General features: G+C 71.0%; 23 protein-coding genes and 1 pseudogene. 7 read left to right on the top strand and 17 right to left on the bottom strand.

The window, feature by feature from the left end:
* The first annotated feature begins 214 nt into the window (after nt 1-214).
* The 4 genes from D452_RS0114320 (at nt 215) to D452_RS0114305 (ending at nt 4,455) form a co-directional block, all read left to right on the top strand.
* Nucleotides 215-1,429, top strand: coding sequence for a JmjC domain-containing protein (locus D452_RS0114320; RefSeq protein WP_017544840.1), 1,215 nt, complete (start codon nt 215-217; stop codon nt 1,427-1,429).
* Between the two features lie 151 nt (nt 1,430-1,580).
* Nucleotides 1,581-2,528 (top strand): daunorubicin resistance protein DrrA family ABC transporter ATP-binding protein, encoded by a 948-nt coding sequence (locus D452_RS0114315; RefSeq protein WP_026129309.1) that lies wholly within the window; start codon nt 1,581-1,583, stop codon nt 2,526-2,528.
* Nucleotides 2,525-3,385 carry an ABC transporter permease gene (locus tag D452_RS0114310; RefSeq protein WP_017544837.1) on the top strand — a complete coding sequence of 287 codons (861 nt, stop codon included), beginning with the start codon at nt 2,525-2,527 and terminating at the stop codon, nt 3,383-3,385. The genes D452_RS0114315 and D452_RS0114310 overlap by 4 nt, the downstream gene beginning before the upstream one ends.
* Before the next feature lie 209 nt (nt 3,386-3,594).
* Nucleotides 3,595-4,455, top strand: a complete 861-nt coding sequence (locus tag D452_RS0114305; protein WP_017544836.1) for a ferric iron reductase — start codon at nt 3,595-3,597, stop codon at nt 4,453-4,455.
* A 41-nt stretch (nt 4,456-4,496) separates the two neighbouring features.
* Here D452_RS0114305 and D452_RS0114300 read toward each other — a convergent pair whose 3' ends face one another.
* The 11 genes and pseudogenes from D452_RS0114300 to D452_RS28310 form a co-directional block, all read right to left on the bottom strand.
* Complete coding sequence (locus tag D452_RS0114300) at nt 4,497-5,333, bottom strand: DUF4352 domain-containing protein (RefSeq protein ID WP_017544835.1); 837 nt, start codon at nt 5,331-5,333, stop codon at nt 4,497-4,499.
* Between the two features lie 486 nt (nt 5,334-5,819).
* Entirely contained in the window at nt 5,820-7,145 is a 1,326-nt protein-coding gene (locus tag D452_RS0114290) for an MFS transporter (protein WP_152498593.1), read from the bottom strand.
* A 74-nt stretch (nt 7,146-7,219) separates the two neighbouring features.
* Nucleotides 7,220-7,459 (bottom strand): hypothetical protein, encoded by a 240-nt coding sequence (locus D452_RS0114285; protein WP_086002862.1) that lies wholly within the window; start codon nt 7,457-7,459, stop codon nt 7,220-7,222.
* A gap of 163 nt (nt 7,460-7,622) precedes the next feature.
* Complete coding sequence (gene panD, locus D452_RS0114280) at nt 7,623-8,027, bottom strand: aspartate 1-decarboxylase (protein ID WP_017544831.1); 405 nt, start codon at nt 8,025-8,027, stop codon at nt 7,623-7,625.
* Nucleotides 8,028-8,142: 115 nt separating this feature from the next.
* The gene (locus D452_RS0114275; RefSeq protein ID WP_017544830.1) at nt 8,143-10,983 is read right to left on the bottom strand and encodes a DEAD/DEAH box helicase; all 2,841 of its coding nucleotides are present in this window, start codon (nt 10,981-10,983) and stop codon (nt 8,143-8,145) included.
* Between the two features lie 12 nt (nt 10,984-10,995).
* Nucleotides 10,996-11,892: a diacylglycerol/lipid kinase family protein gene (locus D452_RS0114270; protein WP_017544829.1), complete on the bottom strand. Its 897-nt coding sequence runs from the start codon at nt 11,890-11,892 to the stop codon at nt 10,996-10,998.
* A gap of 95 nt (nt 11,893-11,987) precedes the next feature.
* Nucleotides 11,988-12,413, bottom strand: coding sequence for a DUF397 domain-containing protein (locus D452_RS0114265; RefSeq protein ID WP_026129308.1), 426 nt, complete (start codon nt 12,411-12,413; stop codon nt 11,988-11,990).
* 150 nt (nt 12,414-12,563) lie between these two features.
* On the bottom strand, nt 12,564-13,415 hold the full coding sequence (tatC, locus tag D452_RS0114260; RefSeq protein ID WP_017544827.1) for a twin-arginine translocase subunit TatC: 852 nt from the start codon (nt 13,413-13,415) through the stop codon (nt 12,564-12,566).
* Between the two features lie 149 nt (nt 13,416-13,564).
* The gene (tatA, locus tag D452_RS0114255; RefSeq protein ID WP_017544826.1) at nt 13,565-13,909 is read right to left on the bottom strand and encodes a Sec-independent protein translocase subunit TatA; all 345 of its coding nucleotides are present in this window, start codon (nt 13,907-13,909) and stop codon (nt 13,565-13,567) included.
* A gap of 66 nt (nt 13,910-13,975) precedes the next feature.
* A complete protein-coding gene (locus D452_RS29670; protein WP_083927523.1) occupies nt 13,976-14,161 on the bottom strand; it encodes a hypothetical protein in 186 nt (61 codons plus the stop codon).
* A 60-nt stretch (nt 14,162-14,221) separates the two neighbouring features.
* A pseudogene (locus tag D452_RS28310) lies at nt 14,222-16,251 on the bottom strand (helix-turn-helix transcriptional regulator).
* A gap of 108 nt (nt 16,252-16,359) precedes the next feature.
* Between D452_RS28310 and D452_RS0114245 the strand changes: the two are divergent.
* Nucleotides 16,360-17,454, top strand: coding sequence for a DUF3866 family protein (locus D452_RS0114245; RefSeq protein ID WP_017544823.1), 1,095 nt, complete (start codon nt 16,360-16,362; stop codon nt 17,452-17,454).
* On the opposite strand, the gene D452_RS28305 is transcribed toward D452_RS0114245, so the two are convergent.
* From D452_RS28305 to D452_RS0114215, 6 genes are all read right to left on the bottom strand, one after another.
* Nucleotides 17,441-18,514: a methionyl-tRNA formyltransferase gene (locus D452_RS28305; protein WP_040693823.1), complete on the bottom strand. Its 1,074-nt coding sequence runs from the start codon at nt 18,512-18,514 to the stop codon at nt 17,441-17,443. The genes D452_RS0114245 and D452_RS28305 overlap by 14 nt on opposite strands.
* A 212-nt stretch (nt 18,515-18,726) precedes the next feature.
* Entirely contained in the window at nt 18,727-19,830 is a 1,104-nt protein-coding gene (locus D452_RS0114235; RefSeq protein WP_017544821.1) for an FKBP-type peptidyl-prolyl cis-trans isomerase, read from the bottom strand.
* Between the two features lie 213 nt (nt 19,831-20,043).
* Entirely contained in the window at nt 20,044-21,402 is a 1,359-nt protein-coding gene (gene pafA / locus D452_RS0114230; protein ID WP_017544820.1) for a Pup--protein ligase, read from the bottom strand.
* A 108-nt stretch (nt 21,403-21,510) separates the two neighbouring features.
* Nucleotides 21,511-22,236: a proteasome subunit alpha gene (gene prcA, locus D452_RS0114225; RefSeq protein WP_017544819.1), complete on the bottom strand. Its 726-nt coding sequence runs from the start codon at nt 22,234-22,236 to the stop codon at nt 21,511-21,513.
* A 55-nt stretch (nt 22,237-22,291) separates the two neighbouring features.
* Nucleotides 22,292-23,143: a proteasome subunit beta gene (gene prcB, locus D452_RS0114220; protein WP_017544818.1), complete on the bottom strand. Its 852-nt coding sequence runs from the start codon at nt 23,141-23,143 to the stop codon at nt 22,292-22,294.
* Between the two features lie 173 nt (nt 23,144-23,316).
* The gene (locus D452_RS0114215) at nt 23,317-23,517 is read right to left on the bottom strand and encodes a ubiquitin-like protein Pup (protein ID WP_017544817.1); all 201 of its coding nucleotides are present in this window, start codon (nt 23,515-23,517) and stop codon (nt 23,317-23,319) included.
* 687 nt (nt 23,518-24,204) lie between these two features.
* Between D452_RS0114215 and D452_RS0114210 the strand changes: the two genes are divergently transcribed.
* On the top strand, nt 24,205-25,356 hold the full coding sequence (locus D452_RS0114210) for a S1 family peptidase (RefSeq protein WP_017544816.1): 1,152 nt from the start codon (nt 24,205-24,207) through the stop codon (nt 25,354-25,356).
* A 554-nt stretch (nt 25,357-25,910) separates the two neighbouring features.
* A partial coding sequence (locus D452_RS0114205) for an alpha-lytic protease prodomain-containing protein (RefSeq protein ID WP_017544815.1) occupies nt 25,911-26,718 on the top strand: 808 nt, incomplete at its 3' end.

Below are 26,718 nucleotides of genomic sequence, written 5' to 3'. Positions count from 1 at the left end.
TGGACCCCATCGAGGTTGAGGTCGAGGATCTGGCGGAGGTGACCTCCCGCGACACCACCGCGGGCGGCGACAACGACGGCACCGACTCCAGCTCGGACTTCATCTGATCCGTGCCCGCCCGGGCCGCGCCGCCACGGCGTGGTCCGGGCGGGCCCCTCCACCCTCCGCGCGCCCGCACGAACCGCAACGTCCGACCCCCGGAAAGGGGACAGCCGTGACCGATCCCGGCAGCCTGTTCACCCGAACCCTGTGCGACGTCGTGGGCCGCGACGCACTCACCACCCGCTTGTCGGAGGAGTTCGTCTTCGCCGACCTGGGCGCGGACGCCGTGCGTTCGCTCCTGACCTTCGACGACCTCAACGGCCTGTTGGCCGAGAGCGCCCCGGAACCGCCCCGGCTACGGCTGCACAAGGACGGATCGCCGGTACCGCTGGACCGCTACACCGATCGCGCCAGGGTCTCGCGGACCGAACGCCGGATCGTGCGCCCGGAGTCGCTGTACCGGGAGCTGCGCGCCGGGGCGAGCCTGGTGCTGGACGGCATCGACCGGATGCACCCGCCGGTCGGCGCCGCCGCCGACGACCTCATGCGTCTGACCCGGGAGCGCGCGCAGACCAACCTGTACCTGATCTGGGGTGAGTCCCGGGGATTCGACACCCACTGGGACGACCACGACACGGTGATCGTGCAGGTGGAGGGGACGAAGCACTGGCAGGTGCACGGTCCCGGTTCGCGCCCGTACCCGATGAAGAACGACACCGACCACGCGCACACCCCGCCCCGCGACGCCGACGGCGAGCTGCACCTGGTGTGGGAGGGGGTGCTGCGGCCGGGTCAGGTGATCCACGTGCCGCGCGGTTGGTGGCACACGGTGACCGGTACCGGTGAGGTGAGCATGCACCTCACCTTCGGTTTCACCCGGGCGACCGGGATCGACTGGGCCGACGCGCTGGTGCGCGGGCTGTTCGCGGAGGAGGCGTTCCGCCGGGACCTGCCCCGCTTCGCCGACCCGGACTCGCGCCGTAAGCACCGGCACGAGCTGGTCGCCCGGATCACGGAGCTGGCCGAGAGCCTGGACCTGGACACCTTCCTCGCCGAGCGGGACGCCCGGTTCCCCCGGCGCACGTCGTTCTCCCTGCCCTGGCCGGTGGAGGACGGTGTGCCACCGGAGCACGCGCGGGTGGAGTTCGTCCCGATCCTGCCGCCCCCGGTGGAGCGGGAGGGTGAGGGCGGGGACGCCCGGGTCGTGGTCACCGTCGCCGGGAAGCGGTACCGGCTCCCCGTGGTGGCGGAGCCGGTCCTGGAGGCGCTCGCCGAACACCGGGAGCTGTCCGTGGCGGGGCTGGCCGAGCGCGCGGGTGTGGAGGCGCCGGTGTGCGCCCAGGTCGTGGCCGCGCTGGCCCGTCACCACCTGGTGCTGGTGCGCTGAGCACGGGAGGGGCGGGTGCGTCCCGCCCCTCGGCCCGTCAGGACCGACCGGGGTCCCGGTCCTCCGTTGCGTCCTTTCGGCCGGACCCCACGTAGGCCTCGACCCCGTCGAGGATGCGCTGGATGGCGAAGTCGAGGCCGCCCAGCGGCCCCTGGTCCTCGGAGTAGCCGGGCGGATCCACACGCGGGCCCTGGACGGGCTCGACCTCACCGTCGCCCCCGGCACCGTCCTCGGCCTGCTCGGGCCCAACGGAGCGGGCAAGACCACCGCCGTGCGCGCCCTGTCCACACTCCTGCGGCCGGACGCGGGCACCGCCACCGTCGGCGGCCACGACGTGCTCGAGAAACCGGAGCTGGTCCGGTCCGTCATCGGCCTGACCGGCCAGTACGCGTCCGTCGACGAGATCCTCACGGCCCGCGAGAACCTCGTGATGTTCTCCCGCCTGTACGGGTTCGACCGGACCGGCGCCCGTGAACGCGCTCGGGAACTCCTGGAGCGGTTCGCCCTCGTCGACGCCGCCGACCGCCCCGCCAGCGGCTACTCCGGCGGGATGCGCCGCCGCCTCGACCTGGCGGTCAGCCTGATCCAGGAGCCCCGCATCCTGTTCCTGGACGAACCCACCACCGGACTGGACCCGCGCAGCCGCATCCAGGTGTGGGAGGCGGTGCGCGAGCTCGTCGCCGGGGGAGCCACCGTGCTGCTCACCACGCAGTATCTGGAGGAGGCCGACCAGCTCGCCGACCGCGTCGCCGTCATCGACCACGGCCGGGTGATCGCCGAGGGCACCCCGGACTCCCTGAAGTCCCAGGTGGGCGGGGACCGCCTGGACGTCCACGTGCACGACCCGGCCGACCTGTCCTCCGTCGCCGACCTGCTCGGTGCGGCGCTGTCCGCGCCCGCCCGGGTCCATTCCGGCGAGCGGCGGGTCAGCGTGCCCGTCGAGGACCGGATGGCCGCACTGACCGGGGCCGTGCGCACTCTGGACGGCTCCGACCTGCGGATCACCGACCTCGGGGTGCGCCGGCCCAGCCTCGACGAGGTCTTCCTGGGCCTGACCGGGACCGAGACCGTGACCACCGCCAAGGAGGCCTCCCGATGACCGCGAGCACCACCTCTCCGACCCGGACCACGCGGAGCGCGACGCGTCGACCCCACCAGGCCACCGGCCCACGCGGCAAGGTCTGGAGCGACGTCCTGGTCCTGAGCCAGCGCAACCTGCGGCACATGGTCCGCGACCCCTTCGAGCTCGCCATCGCGATCAGCATGCCGCTGCTGATGGTCCTGCTGTTCGGGTACGTGTTCGGCGACGTCATGTCGGATACCGGAGCCGAGGACTACCGCACGTTCCTGGTGCCCGCCATGCTGGCGATGGTCATGCTCTACGGGATCGCCGGGACCTCGGCCGGGATCGCCCGCGACACCGCGCGCGACGTCATGAGCCGCTTCCGTTCCATGCCCATGGCACCGATGGCGATCCTCGGGGCCCGCACACTCACCGACATGCTGCGCGCCGTGCTGGAGATCGTGCTGCTCCTGGGCTGCGGCGCCCTGATCGGCTGGCGCTTCGAGGACGGCCCCGGTGGTGCGCTGGCCGCCCTGGTCCTGCTCCTGTTCTTCCGGTTCGCCCTGGTGTGGGTCGGGGTCCTGGTCGGCCTGTACGCGGCCAACCCGGACACGGCGAGCATGCTCGTCTACCCGCTGGCGTTCCCGCTGAGCATGCTCTCCACGAGCTTCCTGCCGTCGACCGCGATGCCGTCGTGGCTGGCCCCGATCGCGGAGTGGAACCCGTTGTCCGCCGTGGTCACCGCCACCCGGGAACTGTTCGGCAACCAGGTGCTGCCCTCGGACACCTGGGCGGCGCAGAACGCGCTCTTCCTGGCCCTGGCCGTGCCCGCGCTGCTGGTGGCCGTGTGCGTCCCGCTGTCACTGCGCCGCTTCCGTGCCCTGAGTCTGTGAAAGCGCGGGCCCCGCACCCGTGGTGCGGTCATGGCCCGGGGCACTCGGTGTCCAGGATTCGGCAAACGTCCAGGCTGACGCATTGCCACCGCCGGGCTGGTTAGGATAGCCTCACTTCACAGGCGCAAGTGAACCCGACCCCGTCCGGCGGCCGCTGCGGCCGCACGCCCCGGACCTGTCGGTTCCGCTCCGCGACGAAGGGTTTCCAGGTGACTCCAGATCCGCTCGACGCCCTCCTCGGCGTCCGCGCGCGGCTGAAGTTCGCGCCGCTGCCCGAGTTCACGGACTCCGAGCAGCTCCACGGCCGACCGGTGGACGGCGTCCAGTTCCACAGTGTCGCCTCGATGACCGGGTACGGCTGGCTGCCCGTCCTGTTCGACAAGCTCCGGACCGAGCACGGTCCCGGTCACCGGCTCCCCGCCGCCACCAACTTCCTGCGGGTCACCCTGCGCGAACCCGTCTTCCTGGTGGCCGCCTGCCTCTACCTCACCGGACGCGGCCCGCTGCTCACCCCCGACACCCTCCACCTGCCCTGGGACACCGCCCGGAGCAGGTTCGGCACGCCCACCGTGGTGGACCCGCGCACCGTGGTCCTGCCGGACGACCCCGCGGCCGACCACCCCGACACCGTGATCGCCCGCGACGAGGACGAACAGCTGCGCCTGGTCGCCGAGGCCCTCTTCGCCACCGTCGAACCCCTGGTCGAGGCCCTGCACGCGCACTCACGCGCGGGCAAGCGCACCCTGTGGGGCTGGGTCCTGGACACCATGCACTTCTACATGCTCAACCCGGCCCGCTACCTCGGCCAGGACGCCGAACAGGCCTGGGATCTGGCTACCCGGCTCGGCGACGCGGTGGTCGAGGCGGGGGCCGTCACCCGCAAGCGTCCGCGCCTGTTCCCGTTCGCTCCCGACCACCCCCGGGGCACCTGGGCGGTCCGCGGCACCTGCTGCTTCGACTACAAGGGCGACCCCGAGCACGGCTTCTGCACCACCTGCCCGCTCAAGTGCGACAGCGAACGCAAGGAGGCCCTGTCCGAGTGGCTGCGCGACCCCGCGCTCGCCCCCTGACAGGACTTCTCCTTCACCGCGTACCCGTGGCGCGCCGCCGCTCAGGTCACCGGAACTTCCACCGGACCGGTGAAGTAGGGCTCGAAGAGGACCCGTTCCGGCTCGATGTCACCGACGACGGTGATCGAGCCGTTGGCGGTCTGACCGGGGTCCAGGGTCTGCACGCCGAGTTCGTTGGCGTCCATCGCGATCGCGTCGCCCGGACTGTGCTCCGTCCCCTCGGTGTCCACCACCACGAAGTAGAGCGGATTGACGTCCAGGGCGTCCGAGCCGGTGTTGGCGACGGTCACCTCGACGCTGGTGAACTCGCCCTCCACGTAGAGCGAGCTGGGCTCGAACTCGGTGGCGGTGGCGGTCAGATCCGCCTCCGAGGGCACCTCCCCGCCGGGCTCTCCGTCCTCCGTTCGTTCGACCCCCGGATCACCGCCGCCGCTGGGCGCGCCGCGGTCCGCCAGCACCAGCGCCACCGCCGCACAGCCGCCCAGTGCGAGGAGCAGGAGGAGCAGGACACCGCAGCCGATCCCGATGATCTTGCCCCAGGGAGTCGGTTTCGATGGCGGCGGCCCGTAACCGCCCTGGCCCGGAGGTCCGTAACCGCCGGGGGGATAGCCCCCGGGCGGCCCGTAGCCGCCCTGGGCACCGTAGTTGACCGGTTCGTTCGGGTAGCCGCCGTAGCCGGGCGCGAACCCCTCGCGCTCGTACCCCGCGCTTCCCGGGCCGCTGGGCCCCTGGGAGTACTCACCGGGGCTCGCCGGGTCCGGTTCGCCCCCGGACGGTCGCGGCTCGCCCGGTGGCGGACCGTAGGGGGGACCCTCACCCCACTGGGCCTCCGAGGCGTGGCCGTTGGGGGACTGGCCGCCCGGAGGTTGCCACCACACGGGCTGTCCTCCCGAGGGCGCATCGAAGCGAGGGGCACCGGGTGGGTGATCGCCCGGAAGCGGTCCCCCGGGCGGAAGCGGTCCCCCGAGCGGAGTCGCGCCCTCGGACGGAGGTGGGCCCCCGGACGGAGGTGGTCCGCCGTGCAGCGCCCCACCCGGATACGGCCCCACGGGAGGGGGCGTGTGGGACGGCTGTCCCCACCACGGGGTACCCTGCCGGTGCGCTCCGCCGGGAGCGGGTCCGTGCCGGGGTTCCCCGGGCGGCTGCGGCCCGCCCTCGATCGGATCGCCGGGGTCCCCCGGGCGCCACTCCTCCGGTGGGTGGTGGTTGACCGGATCCTGGTCCGGCCGCTCACCGGCACCCTCCTCGGGCTCCCGATCACTCACCCAGAACACCCCTTCGTCCAGCGGCACGGTCCCGCCGAACGAACCAGCGGGCACTTCAGAACCGCACCGTAACCGTGCGAAGGAGGGCCGGAGCGGAGCTCACCGGGCGTTTCCGGTAAAGGTCCGGAAGTGTTTGCCCCGAGCCCGGAGCGCGAGCAGGAACACCGGGACGGTGAACAGGGCGGCGAACAGGTTCAGTCCCCCGAACCCCACCGTCGCCAGGACCACGCCGGACACGGCGGCGGCCGAGGCGGCCCCCAGGTTCATCGCCAGGTCGCTGAATCCCTGCGCGCGGGGGCGGACCTCGGCGGGCAGTGACTCGGCCAACAGCGCGCTGGCCGAGACCAGCCCGAAGGACCAGCCCACCCCGAGCAGGACGAGTCCGGTGGTCACCAGGGCCTCACTGTGTCCGGCCGTTCCGGCGACGGCGGCGGCCACCAGCAGGATCACCTGTCCGGCCAGGAGCGTGGGCGTGCGGCCGAAGCGGTCCGCGAGCCAGCCCACCAACGGGGAGAGGCCGTACATCCCGGCGATGTGCAGGGAGATGGTCAGTCCGATCACGGTGAGTTCCGCGCCGTGGTGCGTCAGGTGCACCGGTGTCATGGTCATCACCGAGACCATCACCGTGTGACTGGCCACGACCCCCACCACCGCGAGGAGCGCCGAGGGGGTACGGCCGATGGCCCGCAGCGCGTCGGCCAGCCCGACCCCGCCCCTGCGCGCCCTCCCCTGGTCGGCGTCGTCCCGGGCCGCCTCGGCGGCCGCGGTCAGCAGCGGGTCGGGGCGCAGCAGGATCACGATGACCACTGCCCCGCCGAGGAACCCGGCCGTGGTGAGCAGCACCGGCCCCAGAAGGTCCGGCAGGCCCAGGAGGACGGCCAGGCCTCCGGTCGGGCCGATGAGGTTGGGGCCCACCACCGAACCCACGGTGGTCGCCCACACCACCACGGACAGGTCGCGGCCCCGGGTACGTTCGGTGGCCAGGTCGGCGGCGGCGTGCCGGGCCTGGAGGTTGGTGGCGGTCCCGGCACCGATCAGGAGCATGCCGAGCAGGAAGAGGGCGAAGAGGTCCAGGAGCGTGGCGGCGATGACCACGGTCCCGCCCAGCGCTCCGAAGAACCAGCCCAGGGCCAGGCCGGGACGGCGACCGCTCCGGGCGGCCAGTGAGGCCAGGGGCAGGGCGAACGCGGCCGCGCCCAGGGTGATCATGGTGGTGGCCATCCCCGACCACGCGTCCGAACCGCTGAGGTCGAGGGCGATGAGCGCGCCCACGGCCAGCATGGCGCCCATCCCGATGCTGCCGACGACCTGGGCGAGCATGAGCACCAGGACGGTGCGTTGTTGCAGGCGGGACCGTGCCGACTCGGTGAGGGGCTCCCCGTTCCGGCTGGTTTGTGTGGACACGAGGTGGATTCTCCGATTCATCCGGCCAACGGATGAATCGTAGTCCTCGGCTCCGGTTCGGGCCAGATCGCCGGTCACATTCGGCCAGCGTTGACTCAGCCCCGCCCGTAGCGCCACCGCAGGAAGTCGTGCTCGCGTTCGACGTAGCGCATCTCCGCGTAGAGCAGGTCGGGGCCGTCGGCGTGTACCACCACCCCGCCCGCGGGGATGACCGGCCAGCAGGCGAACGCCCAGAAACGCCGGGTGTAGGGACCCCAGAGGACGACCCAAGCACCCTGCTTCTGCCACTCGATGTGTTCGGCGACCCGGCGCCGCTCCTCGTCCCGTTCGTCCATGGCGCCCCTGGACATACCCGGGACCCGCATGTCCGATCAGGCCGGAACCGGCCATTCTGAGGGTCTTTCCGCGCGTTTCACCACCGTTCCGACGGCCCGATCCGCACCCCGACGCACAAACGACGCCCGTGCGCTGACACGGGCGTCGTGTGGTGCGTGTCGGTCAGCGACCAGCGATGGTGTCGCTGCCCGGGACCGGCTCGGCGGGGTCGTTGCCCAGCGCGACGATCCGGTTCTCACCGTCCACGTGCACGACGTGCTGGACGTGGTCGGCCCTCTCCCGCTCGTCCACCTGGGCGTAGCCGATGATGATGACCAGGTCGCCGGGGCTCACCAGGCGCGCGGCGGCGCCGTTGATCCCGATGACTCCACTCCCCCGCTCACCGACCAGGGCGTAGGTGACCAGGCGGGCACCGTTGTCGATGTCGACGATGTGGACCTGCTCGCCGTCGACGATGTCGGCGGCGTCCATCAGGTCGGCGTCGATGGTGACCGACCCCACGTAGTGCAGGTCGGCCTGGGTGACCGTCGCGCGGTGGATCTTGCCGTTCATGAGGGTGCGCAGCATGGACGAAGCCTCGTTTCAGGATGTGTCGCGGACTACAGGCCCCCGGAGGGGTCCCGTGCGTATCCCATGATGGCGCCCCGTATGACCCGGTTTGACCACCGGGGCGCCCCGACGCCTAGTTGAAGGAGGAGTAGGCCACCACTCCGCGCCGGACGAGGTCGGCGGCCCTGCGGGCGTTGCCGCGCACATGCGGGTCGGCGGCGGCCCCCGCGATCTGGCTGAGCATGTCCACGAGCATCTTCGCGGTGCGCACGAAGTCGCCCGCGGTCATGTCGGACTGGCGCAGGATCGCGTCGAGCCGGTCGCCGCGCGCCCAGCGGTGCGCGGTCCACACGAATCCGAGGTCGGGCTGGCGCAGGAACGACACCCGGTGCCGGGACTCGACCTCGTTGAGCTGGCCCCACAGCCGCGTCATCTCGGTCAGGGCCTCCTCGACCTTCCCCTCGGGCAGCCTCGGGTAGGCGTCGTCACCCCGCCGGGCCTCGTAGACCAGTGCGGCCGCGCAGGACGCCAGTTCCACCGGGTTCAGTTCGTCCCACACACCCCGGCGCAGGCACTCGGCGACCAGCAGGTCGAGCTCGGAGTAGATCTTGGCGAGCTTGCCGCCGTCCGCGGAGACGTCGTCGCCGGAGAGGTACTCCAGGTCCTCCAGCACACCGCACACCCGGTCGAAGGTGCGGGAGATGACGTGCGAACGGCCCTCCACGCGGCGGCGCAGCGCGTCGGTCTCCTTCTGGAGGCGGAAGTACCGCTCCGCCCAGCGGGCGTGGTCCTCGCGGTCGGAGCAGCCGTGGCACGGGTGTTCCTTGAGGTCCGCGCGCAGCCGCTGGATCTCCGGGTCCTCCTGGGCGCCCCGGCGCCCGCCCCGCTCGAAGGACGGGTCGGTCCCCCGCTCCTTGAGCTTGTTGCGCAGGGTGGAGGCCAGGTCCGTGCGTGAACGCGGCGAGCGCGCGGAGAACGACTTGGGGATGCGCATGCGCCCCGAGGGGTGCACCGGAACCGGGAAGTCGCTGGAGTTGACCCGCTTGACCTGCTTGTCGACGGTGAGCACCAGGGGCGCGGGCAGATCGTGGCGCAGGCCCGGGTCCAGGACGACGGCGTGTCCGGAGTAGCGTCCGGCCGGGATGCGGATGATGTCGCCCGGGCGCAGTCGCTCCAGGCTCTCCAGGGCCTCGTCGCGGCGCTCGGCCGAACGGTTCCTGGCCAGCATGGTCTCGCGGTCGCTCAGGGCCCGCCGCAGGGCCGCGTACTCCATGAAGTCACCCAGGTGGCACTCCGCCGCCTCGGCGTAGCCCTCCAGGGCCTCCTCGTGCTTGCGCAGTTGCTTGACCAGGCCCACCACGGCGCGGTCGGCCTGGAACTGGGCGAAGGAGGCCTCCAGCATGTTCCGGCTGCGCTGGCGGCCGACCTGGCCGACCAGGTTCACCGCCATGTTGTAGGAGGGCTGGAAGCTGGAGTTGAGCGGGTAGGTGCGGGTGCCCGCGAGGCTGGCCACCGACTCGGGGTCGGTCCCCGCCTGCCACACGACGACCGCGTGCCCCTCGACGTCGATACCCCGTCGACCGGCACGCCCGGTGAGCTGGGTGTACTCGCCGGGGGTGAGCGAGGCGTGCGTCTCGCCGTTCCACTTGTCGAGCTTCTCGATCACGACCGTGCGCGCGGGCATGTTGATGCCCAGGGCCAGGGTCTCGGTGGCGAAGACCGCCCGGATCAGCCCGCGCGAGAACAGGTGCTCGACGATCTCCTTGAAGGTGGGCAGCATCCCCGCGTGGTGCGCGGAGATGCCCGCCTCCAGGGCGCGCAGCCAGGAGTCGAATCCGAGCACGGTCAGGTCCGCGCGCGGGATGTCCGCGCACCGCGACTCCGCGTACTCGCGGATGTACGCCGCCTCGTCCGGGGTGGTGAGCACCAGCCCGGAGGCCACGCACTGGCGCACGGCGTCGTCGCATCCGGCCCGGCTGAAGATGAAGGTGATCGCGGGGAGCAGGCCCTCCGCGTCCAGCTCCTCGATGATCATCGGCCGTGACGGCGGGGCGAAGCGGGTGCGCGGACGCACGTTGCCCCGGGCACGGGTCTGCGGGTGCCTGCGCCGGTTGGCCAGCTGGGTGGTGCGGGCGTCGTCCTCGGCGGTGCGGGTCAGGTACGGGTTGATGAGCAGCTTGCGCCCGCCCACCTGGATCTCGCGTGGACGCTGGTGCTGGGCCCTGCGGCGTTCGCGCCTTCGCCTGCTCCTGCCTCCGCCCTCCTCCTCGTCCACGCCGGTCTCCTCCGGCTGCTCGTCGACGAACAGGTCGTGGATGCGCCTGCCCACCATCACGTGCTGCCACAGCGGGACGGGCCGCTTCTCGTCGACGATCACCGTGGTGTCGCCGCGCACCTGCTGGAGCCACTCGCCGAACTCCTCGGCGTTGCTGACGGTCGCGGACAGCGCGACCATCCGCACCGACTCGGGGAGGTGGATGATCACCTCCTCCCAGACCGCGCCCCGGAAGCGGTCGGCGAGGTAGTGCACCTCGTCCATGACCACGTAGGCCAGCCCGCCCAGGGTGGACGAACCCTCGTACAGCATGTTGCGCAGCACCTCGGTGGTCATGACGACCACGGGCGCCTCGCCGTTGACGCTGTTGTCACCGGTGAGCAGACCGACCTGGTCGGCGCCGTAGCGCCTGACCAGGTCGTTGTACTTCTGGTTGGACAGGGCCTTGATCGGCGTGGTGTAGAAGCACTTGGTGCCCTCGTTGAGGGCCTGGTGCACGGCGAACTCGCCGACCACGGTCTTGCCGGAACCGGTCGGCGCGGCGACCAGCACCCCGTGTCCGCTCTCCAGGGCCTTGCAGGCCCTGATCTGGAAGGGGTCGAACTCGAACCCGTACAGCCCCTGGAAGGCCTCGATCGCGGCGCTGGAGGCGCTCTGGCGCCTGCGGAAGGCGGCGTAACGCTCGGAGTGACTACTCATAGGATTGCCAGCCTATGAGGTCAGGTCCAACATCTCGACCGACTTCGGCACCACCTCGCACACGAGTGTCGGTGCGCCCGTCGGTTCCCCGTCGGCGTAGGCGGTCCCCGCCTCACCCCGGATGGTGACGGAGCGCCCCCGCCGGAAGACCACCTCGTCCAGTCCCAGGTGGCTGCCGGCGAAGACCCGGGGGAACAGGCGCAGGAAGCGGCCGAGCGACCCGTGCTTCACGAAGACCACGTCGAGCAGCCCGTCGTCGGGGACGGCGTCGGCGCACACGTGCATGCCGCCGCCGTAGGCACTGGTGTTGCCGACCGCCACGAGCATGCCGGGTTCGGCGATCCGCTCGTCGTCGACGTCGACCTCGAAGTCGATGGGCCTGAACGAACGGAGTTCGGCGACGATCCCGATGAGGTAGCCGAACCGGCCCATCCCGAACCGGAAGTTGTTCACCCGTTCGTTGACCCGGGCGTCGAAACCGCAGGCCAGAACGCTCATGTAGTACCGCTGTCGGCCGTCCGCGGTGGTCAGGCGGACGACGTCGCTGGCGCGGGTGCGTCCGGCCAGGATCGCCTCGGCGATCTGATCGGGCGAACCCTTGGGGACTCCGAAGGCGCGGGCCACGTCGTTGCCGCTGCCCGCCGGGATGACCGCGAGGGGGACGCCGCTGCCGACGACGCCCTGAAGAACCTGGTGTACCAGGCCGTCACCGCCCACCGCGACCAGTGCGTCGGGGCGGTCCGCGGCGGCCAACCTGGCCAGCCTGCGGCTGTCCGCGGCCGAACGGCCGGTGTAGACGTGAACGCGCGCGCCCTGGGCGCGCAGGGCCTCCTTCAGCCTCACCGCGATGACGGCGGCGCGGCGTCGGCCGGAGGCCGGGTTGACCAGAAGGGCGATATGAGGGGACATATGCCGGTCCTTAGCTACCCACATTTGGGAACGAAGGGTGTACGGGGTCAGGTGAGGAGCCCGTACACCCGCGCGCCCGGGTGTGGGTGCTCCGGTCAGTCGTCCTCGGTCGTGGACTTCCGCTCGGATTCCTCACGTTGGCGGCGATGGTACTCCTCCATCGCCTCCGGCGTGTTCAGTGGGGAGGGAACCCAGGTCGCCTCGACCTCGGTCTCGCCGCGCTGGATCGCGATCTCCTCCTCGGTGAGGTACTCCTCCGGGATGTCGAACTCACCGTCACGGGCGCCCAGGACGAACGCCTCCCACTCGGCGGGCGTGAAGAACAGGGTGCCCTTCTCCGGGGACTTGCCGTCGCGCACCGCGCGGAAGCCGTCGTCGAACTCGGCGACCTCCACGACCGCCTCGGACTCCTCCTTGGACAGGGAGGAGCGCAACCACACGGCGTGCGTGGTGTCGTGCCACTTCTCGTTGCCCATGGCCTCGGGCGGCAGGTCCCTCTTGGCCTCAGTCTGCTCGCTCATCAGCACTTCCTAGTCCGGGAGCCCGTTCGGGGGAAGGCTCCTTGGTGTCCCAGCGGTGAGACGGGTCGGTGTCGGACCGGCGGACGGCCGCGCCCGGCCCGGGAGGCGGCCGACGGCCCCCGGCCGAACCCTAGCGCGTCACCGAGCTGCTCAGGAACGCTTGCCGGAACCGCCGTCGGAGTCGGTCTCCTCGAGCGGGGCGGGGGTGTGGTCCAGCTCCGAGAGCTGGTCGTCCAGCTCGGAGATCTCGTCGTCGTCCAGCTCGCTGGTGGGGTCGCGGCGCTTCTTGCGACGGTCGTTGAAGTAGCAGAACACCTCGGCGATCTCGAAGAGGATCACGAGGGGGACGGCCAGGGCGAGCATGGAGATCGGCTCGGCCGGGGTGATGACCGCGGCGACCAGGAAGGCGCAGAAGATGATGACCCGGCGCCACTTGGCGATGGCCTCGTGGGTGACGATGCCGACGATGTTGAGCAGGACCACCAGCAGCGGCATGACGAAGCCCAGGCCGAACATGCTCATCATGATGAGCATGTAGCTGAGGTACTCGCCGATCGTGAGGTAGGGGTCGGCGTCGTCGGGCAGGAACCCGAAGAGCATCTGGAGCGCGAGCGCGGTGATCGAGTACGCCAGGGCCGCGCCGGAGACGAAGAGGATCCCGGCCAACGGGGCGAAGATGTAGGCGTACTTCTTCTCGCTGCCGTGCAGGGCCGGGGCCACGAAGGCCCACAGCTGGTAGAGCCAGAGCGGGGCCGTGACCAGGGCCCCGACGAAGATCCAGACCTTGAAGGCGACGAAGAAGGCGTCGAAGGGGCCGGTGACGATCAGGGAGCAGCCGCCGCCGTCGACCACCTGCGAGGCGGGAAGCGAACAGTAGGGCCTGGTGAGGAAGTCCCAGATCTGGTCGTAGAAGACGAAGCCGACCACAGCACCCAGGCACAGGATGAGCAGCGCCTTGGCCAGCCTGTTGCGCAGCTCGCGCAGGTGGTCCATGAGCGGCATCCGGGCGTCCGGGTTCGCCGACCGGCTTCGGGACCTCATCTTTCGGTCACTCTCTTCTCCTTGGGCCCGCCGCGGGGGCGGGCGCTCCCCGCGGACGACAGCCGACCGGCGCGGCACCCTCCGGTACCACGCCGGTCCACCGGAAGGGTCTAGTTGTTGTAGGTCTGGTTGGTCGGCTCACCGGACTCGTTGACGATGCGCTGACCGGGGGGCAGCTGCGGGTAGCCCTGCTGCTGCGGCTGCTGCTGGTTCTGCTGCGGAGCCGGGTTCTGCTGGGCCTGCTGCTGCGCCTGCTGCTGGTTCTGCTGGGCCTGCTCGCCCTGCTGCCCCTCGGACTCGTTGTTCTCCTCGTCGACCAGGCCCTTGCTCTCGGCCTTGAGGATGCGAGCGCTGCGCCCCAGGGAACGGGCCAGGTCCGGAAGCTTCTTGGCTCCGAACAGCAGGATGGCCAGGATCACCAGGATGGCAATGGTAGGTCCGTTGAACGGTCCCATGGTTCTACCTCTCTGTGGGGCGCGACCAAGCGCCTCTGATGGTACGCGCGTTCGTCCGCGGGGCCGTCATGTCCCAGCACCGCCATGGCGGACGCGCTCACGCAGGTCAGCGCTGCTCGCCTGGTACCCGCCCGTCGCCCGTGTCACCCCTTCGGAAAGCGCGGAGGCCGCGCGGCGCACCCTCAGTCCGAGGGCGCCGACGACGAGCACTCCTGCGCAGAACACGCCGCAGAGGACAGCGAAGGCGATCACGGGTTCACCATATCCCTTCCGTCATGACCTGTACCCCACCCCCCGGTGAACGGCTACGCGTCACTCCGGAGACGAAGTGGTCTCGACCAATGCGGTTCGGTTTCGAACAGTACGGTAGTGCTCCAGAGCCCGCTCCGCCTCGGCACGGACGTCCTTGGCGAGGGCTGCCGGTGACACCACTCGCCCCTCCCGTCCCAGGGACAACGCCAGTCGGGCCACCCACGCGGGCGCCGGGGTGCGCAGGGTGGCCCGGGCCTCCCCGTCGGTCATCTCGGTCACCGACTCGCACACGTAGTCCTCGGTCACCCAGCGTGCGGAGGGCTCCAGTGCCAGCGTCACCAGGGCGTCGCGCTCGGAGCGCTGGAGCACCCCGGCGGACAGGTCGCGGCGGACCACCCCCTCCGGCACCTGGGCGGCGAAGGGCAGCACGGTCAGTTCCAGGACCCGGTCCAGACGGAACAGCCGCACGTCCCCGCGCAGGTGGCAATAGCCCTCCAGGAAGGTCTGGCCGTCCTGGACCACCAGGCCCATGGGATCGACGTCACGTTCGGTCACCTGGTCCAGGTACCCGGACAGGTACCGCAGGTGGAGGCGCTGGCCGCCGCTGAGGGCGTCGGCGCAGCGCCGCTGGGTCAGGGCCACCTGCTCGTCCACCTCGACCCGCACCTGCACGGCGTCGGCCAGGTCGCTCACAGCCGAGCCGGCGGCCGTGCGCAGCTTCTCCGCCACCCGCTTGAGCGCACCGCCCTCGATCCCCTGCGCCTCGGGCAGCGCCTCCAGGAGGGACAGGCCCACGACNTCAGCCGCAGCGGCTGGGCCAGGGTGTCGGCGTTGGCGATGATGATCTCGCCGGTCTCGCGGGCGGCGTCGAGGTCCACGTCGATCAGGTCGCCGGGGGTGTACCCGGGCAGACCGCACATCCACAGCAGGCTCAGGTCGGAGACGACCTGCTTCTCGCTGAGTCCGAAGTGCCGGGCCACCTCGGGCACGCGCACGTCGCGGCCGAGCGCGTACGGCACCAGCATCAGGAGTCGGCGCAGCTGGTCGGCGGAGCGGGGACCGCGCGCCGGGGTGTCGGCGGCGTCCGGCCCCTCGGCGGTGTCGGCCTCCTCCGCCGCGATGGTGCCCTCGACCACCCCGGCCAGGTGGTCCGCCATCGCCGCGCGGACCGGCTCGGGTTCCACCACCACCGCGCGCGAGCCGTGCGAGGCCACCTTCCGCACCAGCCCCGTGGTGCTGGTGTAGGGCAGGGTGAGGGTGTCCCAGCCGTCTCCGGTGCTGTCCCGCTCACCCGGGACCACGCGCAGCGCGAGGCGGCGCAGGTCGTGGGCGGCCTCGGTACGCACCCGCAGGGTCGCGGTGCGCTCGGGCACGGCGCTCTGCTGGGAGACCACCGAGCGCAGGTCCACGCCCTCGGGAACGACCACGTCCGGGCCGGTACGGTCCACGGTGACCCCGCCCCGCATCCGCCCCAGACGGAACACCCGGCGTGCGTCGCGCAGCCGGTCGTGGCCGACCACGTACCAGTGGCCGCGCAGGTTGACGATGCCCCACGGCTCGACCTCGCGCCGCTGGGCCCCGTTCTCGCCGGGCTTGCGGTAGTCGAAGGAGATGGCACGGCGGTCCCGGATGGCCTGCCACACGGGACCGAAGGCGGGCTCGTCCGTGCGCATCGCGGGGGTCAGCCCCGGGGCGGCCTCCGTGTCCACCGGTACCCCGGCCGAGCGGAGCTTGAACAGGGCGTTGGCGGCGGCCTCACCCAGGGAGGCGTGGCGCCAGGCGCGGGCGGCCAGGCCCAGCACGACCGCCTCGTCGGGCAGGAGCTCGATCTCGGGCAGCTCGTAGTCGGAGCGGGAGATCCGGTAGCCCTCCTCGCCGCTGAAGGCGTCCCCGGTACCGACCTGGATGGGGATGCCGCTGTCGCGCAGTTCCCGCTTGTCCCGCTCGAACATGCGCTTGAACGCCGACTCGGTGTCGGCCTCGGCGTACCCCTGGACCGTCGCCCTGATCTCCTGGGCGGTCAGGTGGCGCCGCGTGGACAACAGGCAGATGACCAGGTTCAGTTGCCGTTCGGTCTTCCTGCGCGACATCGTCCGCACTCCCCTTGCCCGCTGTGTTGCCCGCTGTGGTGGACCGGGCGGGGCCGCGAGGGCGCGTCCTCCCACCTTCGGTTCAGGTCCGACGGTACCGTGCCCAGCATGATCCGGTGGCGCCGCGGTGAAGTCCTACAGGTCCTGCCCTCCTGGCCCGGGGTCCGCGTGTGCGCGGTCTCGGTTCCGGTCAGAGGGGACGGAGCCGAAGAGACCGCGACCTGCACGGCCCTGGCCTACACCGACCTCGTGGGAGCCCCCGAGGTGGGGGACCGGGTCCTGCTCAACACCGGAGCCCTGGACCTGGGTCTGGGCACGGGCGGATACGCCCTGGTGGTGGCGGTCCCGGACCGCCTGCCCGCCGACCGTGAGGGCCCCGGACACCTGGTGAAGGCCCGCTACACGCCCCTCCAGGCCACCGTCCTGGGCGCGGACGAGCAGGGCTCGCCCCACCACGAGGCGCTGCGCACGGCCGAGGGGATCGACGGGATGCCCGTGGTCGTGGCCGACCTCCACTCCGCGCTGCCCGCCGTCCTGGCCGGGGTGCGCGTCGAGCGCCCCGGGACGCGGGTGGTCAACGTGATGCTCGACGGCGGCGCGCTGCCCGCCGCGTTCTCGCGGATCGTGGGCGCGCTGAGGGAGGACGGTCTGCTCAGCGGGTGCGTGACCACCGGTCAGGCCTTCGGCGGTGACCTGGAGGCGGTCACGGTGCACTCGGGGCTGCTGGCGGCCAGGCACGTGCTGGACGCGGAGGTCGCGGTGGTCTGCCAGGGGCCGGGCAACCTGGGCACCGGCACTCCGTGGGGGTTCTCCGGTGTGTCCTGCGGCGAGGCGGTCAACGCCGCCGCCGTCCTCGGCGGTCGTCCCGTGGCCAGCCTGAGGGTCAGCGAGGCCGACCCCCGGGAGCGGCACCGGGGGGTGTCCCACCACAGCCTGACCGCCTACGGGCGGGTGGCTCTGGCCCCGGCCGACGTGGTGGTGCCCCGGCTGCCGGGCTTCTTCGGCGAGCGCGTCCGGGACCAGGCCTGGCACCTGGGCGAGCGCCACACGCTCGTGGAGGTGTCCGTGAGCGGCCTGGAGGACGAGGTGCGCGCGCTTCCGGTGAAGGTGTCCACGATGGGGCGCGGCCTGGACGAGGACCGGTCGGCCTTCCTCAGCGCGGCGGCCGCCGGGCGCCATGCCGCGACGCTCATCGGTGCTTGAGGCCGCGCGGTTCGTCCTGACCGACCCGGTGGTCGGAGTCGTGGTCCCCGCGGTACTGGGGGCCCGGGAAGGACAGTTCCGAACCTGGGAGCGGAGTGCGGCGGGTGTCGGCCATCAGGTGTTCGGAGGGTACGTCGAAGTACCGCCCGGGCCGGAACATGGCCAGGGAGGTCGGTTCCGCGCGCACGCCCTCGTCCACCCGGAGTGACTCGGGCACGTACACGCTTCCGTCCCCGCAGGTCACACCCCACTCACGGCCCGGGCCAGCGGAGACGATCTGCCCCGGGTCGCCGCCCACGGCCTCGCCGGAGAGCCGGCCTCCGCACAGGGTGATGCGCGCTCCGCCGAACATCGCGAAGGCACCGGGGTAGGGATCGGCCAGGGCGCGCACCATCCGGTCCACGTCCCGTCCGGCCGCCGAGAGGTCGAGGTGCCCGTCGCTGGGGCGGCGCCGGGGCCACACCGAGCCGTGGCCCGCCTGGGGGCGCCGGGGCGCGCGTCCCTCCAGGAGGGCGTCCAGGTTGCGCACGAGCAGTTCGGACTGGAGTTGGCCGGTCCGCTCGTAGAGGCCGGTGGCGGTGACGTCCTCGGCCACGTCGAACCAGATCCGGTCGACGATGTCGCCCGAGAAGGCCTCGCGTGTGAGGTGGAAGAGGCTGACGGCGCTGGAGCGCATGTCACGCAGGATCGTCCACGGGATGGGTGCGCGGCCCTGACCGACCGGGAGCGGGGAGGGGTGCAGGCCCACCCCGCCCAGCGGCAGTGAGGCCAGGACCTCCTCGTGGACCAGCTGCGACCAGCCCGCGACCACCATGAGGTCGATCCGGTGGGCGTGGAGGGCGTCGCGTACCTCGTCGGTGTTGATGTCGGCCGCCCGCAGGTGCGGCAGGCCGTGGCGACGGGTGAGCTCCTCGAAGTCCGTGTATCCGCAGCGGTGCGCCAGTTCGGCCGGGTAGGACACCACCAGGCTCGGTGGCCGCCCCTGGGCGCAGAGCTCCTCCAGGGCCGGGACTCCCAGGCGCAGACCCGACACGTAGCAGTACCGTCGCTGGTCTGGCATGGCTCCCCCTCGCCCCATACTCACCGTGGGCCACCGACTCTACGCATGCCCGCCGCCGCTCCCCCGCAGCCCGGCCCCGCTCTGCGTGTCTCCTCCGCTGCCCGGAACGGTCTTCGGGGCGGGGGCACCGGACGGGCCCGGACACGAACGCACCGCCGCCCCCGCGGCTCGGGGCGCGGGGGCGGCGGTGCGTCTCGTCGGCGGGGAGGTGACTACTCCTCGGACTCCTCCGGGTCTTCGGCGACCTCGTCGCCCCCGGCGTCCTCCGCGCCCTCCTCGGACTCCTCCTGCTCGGGCGGCGGCGGGTTGTCGTAGGCGCCCAGCACGTCGACCACGAACACCAGGGTGCCCGCGGGGGCGCCCATGGCCTCCTCCTCGGACTCCCCGTACGCCAGGTCACCGGGGACGACCAGCATGACGCGGCTGCCGACCCTCTGGCCGACGATGCCCTCGTCCCAGCCCTGGATGACCGCGCCGGCGCCGATGGTGGTGTCGAAGGGGACGCCGCCCTGGTTCCACGAGGAGTCGAAGACCTCGTTCTCGCCGTTGTCGTCGGCCTCCCAGCGCACGCCCGTGTACTGGACGATGACCTGCTGGCCCTCCTCGACCTCGGCGCCCTCGCCCTCGATGAGGGGGGTGACCTCAAGTTCGTCGGGAGCCTCGGCGTCGGGGACCTCGATCCGGGGCTGGCTGTGTCCTTCCTGCGTCACCGTGGGCAGGTCGCCGCCGCCGTCTTCGGTCTGCTCGCCCGGGACGACCGCACCCTTGCTGTACCGGTCGACCATGTCGATCACCAGGACGCTCGCGCCCTCGGGAGCGGCCTGCCCCATGGACTCGGCCTGGGCCTTCTCCTCCTCGGTCAGCGCCGGGAAGACGTAGACCGCGCGGCTGCCGATGGGCTGGCTGACCAGGGTCTCGGTGATGTACTCCGGCATCTGGTCCATGCGGATCAGGTCCGGGGCGCCGTTCTCGTAGCTGGACTGGCCCTCGACCGGCTCGCCCTCGCCCGGAGCGGTCCACTGGTACTGGACGACGTTGGCGATGACCAGGTCGTCCGCGCCGACCAGGGCGTCCTCACCCGCGCCCTTGCTCACGACACCGGAGATCTCCTCGTCCGGAGGCTCGATGTCGGGGAAGGCGATCTCGGGCTCCTCGCCGACGTCACCGGTGACCTGGGGCAACCGGGAGTCGAGCGTGTCGTCGTTCATGCGGAGGAAGGCGGGGGTACGCCAGTCCTCCGGGAGCGATGAGCAGCTGGAGACCGCCAAGGCGATGGCGGTCAGTGGCACCGCGAGGGCGGCAGCACGTCGGTGCATGGGTCACAACCTCTGATTTCCGGCTCAGGACAGGGTCACACTACCGAACAGTCGGAGTGTGGCCAGCCCCTGGGAGCAACCCGTTCCTGATTTCGGCCCACGAGAAACCGGGGCGGACGGCCACCGAAAGCGAACGTGCAGGTGGGAGGGCAGCCGAAGGCCCCGGGGGTGGCCGTCTCCGGCCGGCCCCGGGGCCGTGGGCACCGGCCGGGCTCACATCCCGGCGATCAGCTTCTCCACCCGTTCGTCCACGGACTTGAAGGGGTCCTTGCACAGCACCGTGCGCTGCGCCTGGTCGTTGAGCTTGAGGTGCACCCAGTCCACGGTGAAGTCGCGCCGCTGCTCCTGCGCCCGCCGGATGAACTCCCCGCGAAGCCGGGCACGCGTGGTCTGCGGGGGCACCGACTTGGACTCGAAGATCTTCAGGTCCCCCACCACGCGGTCCATCTGACCGCGCTTCTGCATCAGGTAGAACAGGCCGCGCTCGCGGTGGATGTCGTGGTAGGTGAGGTCGAGCTGGGCCACGCGCGGAGAGGAGAGGGTGAGGTCGTGCTTCTCCCGGTAGCGCTCCAGCAGCATGTACTTGGCCACCCAGTCGATCTCGCGCTGGACCGTCTCCAGGTTCTGGGTCTCCACCGCCTCCAGGGTGCGCTGCCACAGGTCCAGGACGCGCTTGCCGACGGCGTCGGTCCCGTGCCGGTCGACGTAGCCCTGCACCTTCTCCAGGTACTCGCGCTGGATCTCCAGGGCGCTGGCCTCGCGCCCGTTGGCCAGGCGCACCTTGCGGCGGCCCGTCATGTCGTGGCTGATCTCGCGGATCGCCCGGATCGGGTTCTCCAGGGTGTAGTCGCGCATGACCACCCCGGCCTCGATCATCCGCAGCACGAGGTCGGTGGAGCCGAGCTTGAGCAGGGTGGTGGTCTCGCTCATGTTGGAGTCGCCCACGATCACGTGCAGGCGGCGGAACCGCTCGGCGTCCGCGTGGGGTTCGTCGCGGGTGTTGATGATGGGGCGTGAGCGGGTGGTCGCGGAGGAGACGCCCTCCCAGATGTGCTCGGCTCGCTGGCTGACGCAGAACAGCGCCCCTCGGGGCGTCTGGAGCACCTTGCCCGCGCCGCAGACGATCTGTCGGGTGACCAGGAAGGGGATGAGGACGTCGGCCAGGCGGCCGAACTCCCCGTGTCGGCCGACGAGGTAGTTCTCGTGGCAGCCGTAGGAGTTGCCCGCCGAGTCGGTGTTGTTCTTGAACAGGTAGATGTCCCCGGCGATGCCCTCCTCGTGGAGGCGCTGCTCGGCGTCGACCTGCAACCCCTCCAGGATGCGCTCACCGGCCTTGTCGTGGGCCACCAGGTCCACGAGGCTGTCGCACTCGGGGGTGGCGTACTCGGGGTGGCTGCCCACGTCCAGGTACAGGCGGGCCCCGTTGCGCAGGAACACGTTGCTGCTGCGCCCCCAGGAGACCACCCTGCGGAAGAGGTACCGGGCGACCTCGTCCGGCGACAGGCGGCGCTGCCCCCGGAAGGTGCACGTGACCCCGTACTCGTTCTCCAGCCCGAAGATCCGTCGTTCCACGCGGCCTCACCAACTTCCGTCACCGTGGCGTGGACGACGGGGCCGCGTCGCCCACACCAGCCCGGCCGGTGCGGCGCCCGGGTGGCGCCGCACCGTTGTGCTGTCAGATCACTCGTCGGCCTCGTCCCCGGTGGTGCCCCGCTTGCCCTGCTCGATGAGGGCGGTCAGGCGGTCACCGTGGATGCGGCGGAACTTGCGGTGCTCCCTGGAGCGCTCCAGGACGGCGACCTCCAGGTTGGCCGCCTCCAGTTCGCGCTCCTCGCCGTTCTCGTGCGCGAGGGCGTGGGTGGCCGCGTTCAGCGCCGCGCTGAGCGGCGCGTCCGCGGCGAACCGGTCCTTGAGCTGGCTGGACACGTGCTCGGAGGAGCCGCCCACCGCGACGAAGCCCTGTTCGTCCACGATGGAGCCGTCGAAGGTGATGCGGTAGATCTCGTCCTCGGCCGCCGTGTCGCCGACCTCGGCGACCACGATCTCGACCTCCCAGGGCTTGAGGCTCTCGCTGAAGACGGTGCCCAGGGTCTGGGCGTAGATGTTGGCGAGCTGACGGCCGCTGACGTCGCGGCGGTCGAACTGGTACCCGCGTACGTCGGCGAAGCGCACGCCCATCAGGCGCAGGTTCTCGAACTCGGGGTAGCGGCCGACCGCGGCGAAGCCGATGCGGTCGTAGAGCTCACTGATCTTGTGCAGTGTGCGGGACATGTTGTCCGCCACCAGCAGGATTCCGCCCTCGTACTGAAGGACGACGGCGCTGCGGCCGCGCGCGATGCCCTTGCGCGCGTAGTCCGCCTTGTCCTTCATCTGCTGCTCGGGGGCGACGTAGAACGGCATCGACACCGCGGATCGTTCCTTACCTAGTCGGGAGAGGTCTGGGGTGGAGGCCCGGGTGGCCTCAGCTCAGGCGGGCCTTCGGACCGTCGGGGTCGGCGGCTCGTCCTTCGACGACCTCCGTCGCCAGGCGGGCCACGTCGTCCGCGCCGATCCTCCGGTGCCCGTCCTCGGTGATGACGTCGACCAGCGGGAAGATCCTGCGGTGCAGGTCGGGGCCTCCGGTGGCGGAGTCGTCGTCGGCGGCGTCGTAGAGCGCCTCCAGCGCGACCTTGATCGCCGTGGTCTCGTCCAGGTCGTCACGGTAGAGCTTCTTGATGGAGCCCTTGGCGTAGACCGACCCGGAGCCGACCGAGTAGTAGCGCTGTTCCTCGTAGCGGCCGCCCACGGCGTCGTAGCTGAACACCCGCCCCTGTTCGGTGTTCTCGTCGAACCCGACCAGGAGGGGGACCACGACGAAGCCCTGCATGGCCATGCCGAGGTTGCCGCGCACCATCTGCGCCAGCTTGTTCGCCTTGCCCTCGAGCGAGAGGGAGCGCCCCTCCAGCTTCTCGTAGTGTTCGAGCTCCACCTGGTAGAGCTTGGCGAGCTCGATGCCGATCCCGGCCGAACCGGCGATGGCCACCGCGGAGAACTCGTCCGTCCGGAACAGCTTGTCCATGTCGCGGTTGGCGATGACGTTGCCCTGGGTGGCGCGCCGGTCGCCGGCGAGCAGGACACCGCCGGGGAAGGTGAGCGCGACGATGGTCGTCGCGTCCGGGGTGAGGTGCTCGGCCGAGCCGGGGGCGCCGGCCGATCCGATGTGGTGGGCGGGCAGCAGCTCGGGCTTGACCTCCCGAAGAAACTCGGTGAAGGACGAGGTCCCCGCACTCATGAAAGCGGCCGACATCCGTCCGCCCTCGAAGCCTTCGAACACGCGACTCCCTCCGCTCGCGCCCCACCCCGTCACGGGGGCGGGTGGGGCGCCTGTCGTCCGTCTGTCTGTCGTTCCCGTGGTGGCCGGGGGTGGTACCGGCCGGTGGGACCGACCCTAGTCCCGTGCGCCCCGGGGCCGGGGACGGCCGGGTGCGCTGTCAGCGAACCGGTTGGTCACTGACCGCCCTTCTGTACGAACTGGCGCACGAAGTCCTCGGCGTTGCTCTCCAGCACGTCGTCGATCTCGTCGAGGATGTCGTCGACGTCCTCGTCCAGCTGTTCGTCGCGCTCCTGCGCCTCGGGCGCCGCCTCGGTCTCCTCGACCTCCTCGTCACGCCGCGAGGAGTGCTTCTGGCCGCCGTTGTCATTCGCCATCTGTCGTTACCTCCCGTTCGGGGCCCTCGCCCTTATCTTGGCCCAACGGTTCCCGCCTCAACCGTCTTCCACAGGCCCGATACTCGCTAGTTACCTCGAATCGTCCGGCCGGGGCGCGCGCGGCGCGGGCACGAGGGGCGGCTCCGCCCCGGGCGTGTCCTCGTCGGGAGGCGCCAGCGCGGCCCGGACCGCGCCCGTGACACTACGTCGCACCCCTCGCTTCCACCGCAATGGCGGCATGCGCACACATGTTCACTTGTCGAACATGATCTTCACCCTCTGCGACGCCCTGACCATGCTGTGTACGTCTACGTAGCGCCACCATCACGGATGGCACCCGGTTCCAGTGTCCGCATCCGGCCACCCAACTCCCCTTGTTCTACTGACGGGTTTGTGATCCAGATACAGCCAGTCATCAAAACAGGAGGTCAGACACCTCGCGACGCAGAGTGATGCCCCTATTGAGTCCAATGATCGGATGATCCTCTTGTCAGCTGAGTGAATTATCCATTTCATGGGCTTTCGCTGCCCAAGCTGTTCACTTATGGTTTGGATTCGTTTACCGAACGTCTCGGCAAACGCATGAGTCCTCCGGCTCGCCCGAAGGACTCACCCCGGGGACCGGCCTCGCCCTCAGGTGTGGCCGAGCCCCGACCCCCGTCAATTCCCCAAGGAGAGTAGGGATCAATGCGACCCTCCCCCGTCATCTCCGCGATCGGCACGGGAGCACTGGCCTTCGGGCTCGCGCTCTCGGTCGCGCCCGGCGCCTCCGCCGCCACCGCACCCGCCGAGCCCGCACCCCAGGGCGAGGCGGCCACCATGCAGGAAGCGCTTGAGAGGGACTTCGGCCTCACCCCGTTCGAGGCCGAAGACCTGCTCGAAGCCCAGAAGGACGCCCTCGGGATCGACACGGCGGCGGCCAAGGCCGCCGGTGACGCCTACGCGGGCTCCGTGTTCGACACCGACACCCTGGAACTGACCGTCCTGCTCACGGACGCCGGAGCGGTGTCGGACGTCGAGGCCACCGGCGCCGGGACCGAACTGGTCTCGCACGGCACCGAGGGCCTGGCGGAGATCATGGACGAGCTCGACGCCGCCGGCGCCCAGCCGGGTGTCGTCGGCTGGTACCCGGACCTCGCCGGCGACACCGTCGTCATCGAGGCCACCGACACCTCCGAGGCCCAGAGCTTCGTCGAGGCCGCGGGCGTGGACTCCTCCGCCGTCCAGGTGGAGCAGACCGACGAGGCGCCGCAGCTGTACGCCGACATCGTCGGCGGTGACGCCTACTACATGGGCGGCGGGCGCTGCTCGGTCGGCTTCGCGGTCACCGACAGTTCCGGCAACGACGGATTCGTGACGGCCGGCCACTGCGGCACGGTCGGCACCTCCGCCGACAGCGAGGACGGCAGCGGCTCCGGTGTGTTCGAGGAGTCCATCTTCCCGGGCAACGACGCGGCCTTCGTCAGTTCGACGTCCAACTGGACCGTCACCAACCTGGTCAACATGTACAGCTCGGGTGGCACCCAGACCGTCGGCGGCTCCAGCCAGGCTCCGGTCGGCGCGGCCGTCTGCCGTTCCGGCTCCACCACGGGCTGGCACTGCGGGTCCATCGAGGCCCGCGGGCAGTCGGTGAGCTACCCGGAGGGCACCGTCACCGACATGACCCGTACCGACGTGTGCGCCGAGCCCGGCGACTCCGGCGGTTCGTTCATCGCCGACGACCAGGCCCAGGGCATGACCTCGGGCGGCTCCGGCAACTGCTCCTCCGGTGGTACCACGTACTACCAGGAGGTCGGCCCGGCGCTGAGCACCTGGAACCTCAGCCTCGTCACGAGCTAGGCCCGTTCGGGAACCGTGTGGTTCCCGCGCGAACCGCGCCCTCGTCCGCCGTTCGGCGGGCGGGGGCGTTTGCCGTTCACGGACCTTTACACCCTCCCGCGAGCGGTCACGCCCGGTCGCCCACCCGAGGCACGCGGGACCGGCGCCCATCGAACGAGAGTGCGCTGTGCGCACGATCAGGAGCTCGCGAGCGAAGCCGTGACCACTGGTGTTACGCCTGTGTGTCCGAGTGGACACGTTTGGCACCCGGTACCGGTGTCCGCATGTGGCCAGAATGCCCCCCTTGCGGCATGAGGCCGGATTCGGTCGGTAGCGCACCGACTCCGACAATCGCGAGGTGGCCACTCGCGTCGCCACGTTCTGCGACGATCTGGCGACCAATCATCGGTTGACCCCACCGCGTTCTGAATGCTCCACCGTTCTGGCGGTCTTTCCCTCACCAAAACGTGCACCTATGGTTAGGCGTTGTTTACCGAATGTCTCGGTGAACGACAGGGGCCGAAGAGATTTCGACCCCGATCCCCCGTTAATCCCCCCTGGAGAGTAGGGACCTCATGCGACCCTCCCCCGTTGTCTCCGCCATCGGAACGGGAGCCCTGGCCTTCGGCCTGGTGCTGTCCGCCACCCCGGGAGCCTTCGCGGCCACCGGACCGCTCCCCCAGTCACCCACCCCGGAGGCCGACGCCGTCTCCATGCAGGAGGCGCTCCAGCGCGACCTCGGCCTGACCCCGCTTGAGGCCGATGAACTGCTGGCCGCCCAGGACACCGCCTTCGAGGTCGACGAGGCCGCGGCCGCGGCCGCCGGGGACGCCTACGGCGGCTCCGTCTTCGACACCGAGACCCTGGAACTGACCGTCCTGGTCACCGACGCCGCCTCGGTCGAGGCTGTGGAGGCCACCGGCGCGGGTACCGAACTCGTCTCCTACGGCATCGAGGGCCTCGACGAGATCATCCAGGATCTCAACGCCGCCGACGCCGTCCCCGGCGTGGTCGGCTGGTACCCGGACGTGGCGGGTGACACCGTCGTCCTGGAGGTCCTGGAGGGTTCCGGAGCCGACGTGAGCGGCCTGCTCGCCGACGCCGGCGTGGACGCCTCGGCCGTCGAGGTGACCAGCAGTGCGCAGCCCGAGCTCTACGCCGACATCATCGGCGGTCTGGCCTACACCATGGGCGGCCGCTGTTCGGTCGGATTCGCGGCCACCAACGCCGCCGGTCAGCCCGGATTCGTCACCGCCGGTCACTGTGGCCGCGTGGGCACCCAGGTGAGCATCGGCAACGGCCAGGGCGTCTTCGAGCAGTCCATCTTCCCGGGCAACGACGCCGCCTTCGTCCGCGGCACGTCCAACTTCACGCTGACCAACC

The organism is Nocardiopsis prasina DSM 43845 (assembly GCF_000341265.1).
In the GTDB taxonomy this organism is placed as follows: domain Bacteria; phylum Actinomycetota; class Actinomycetes; order Streptosporangiales; family Streptosporangiaceae; genus Nocardiopsis; species Nocardiopsis prasina.
The sequence above is the reverse complement of the archived record's forward strand: the minus strand, read 5'-3'. Positions and strand labels throughout refer to the sequence as shown.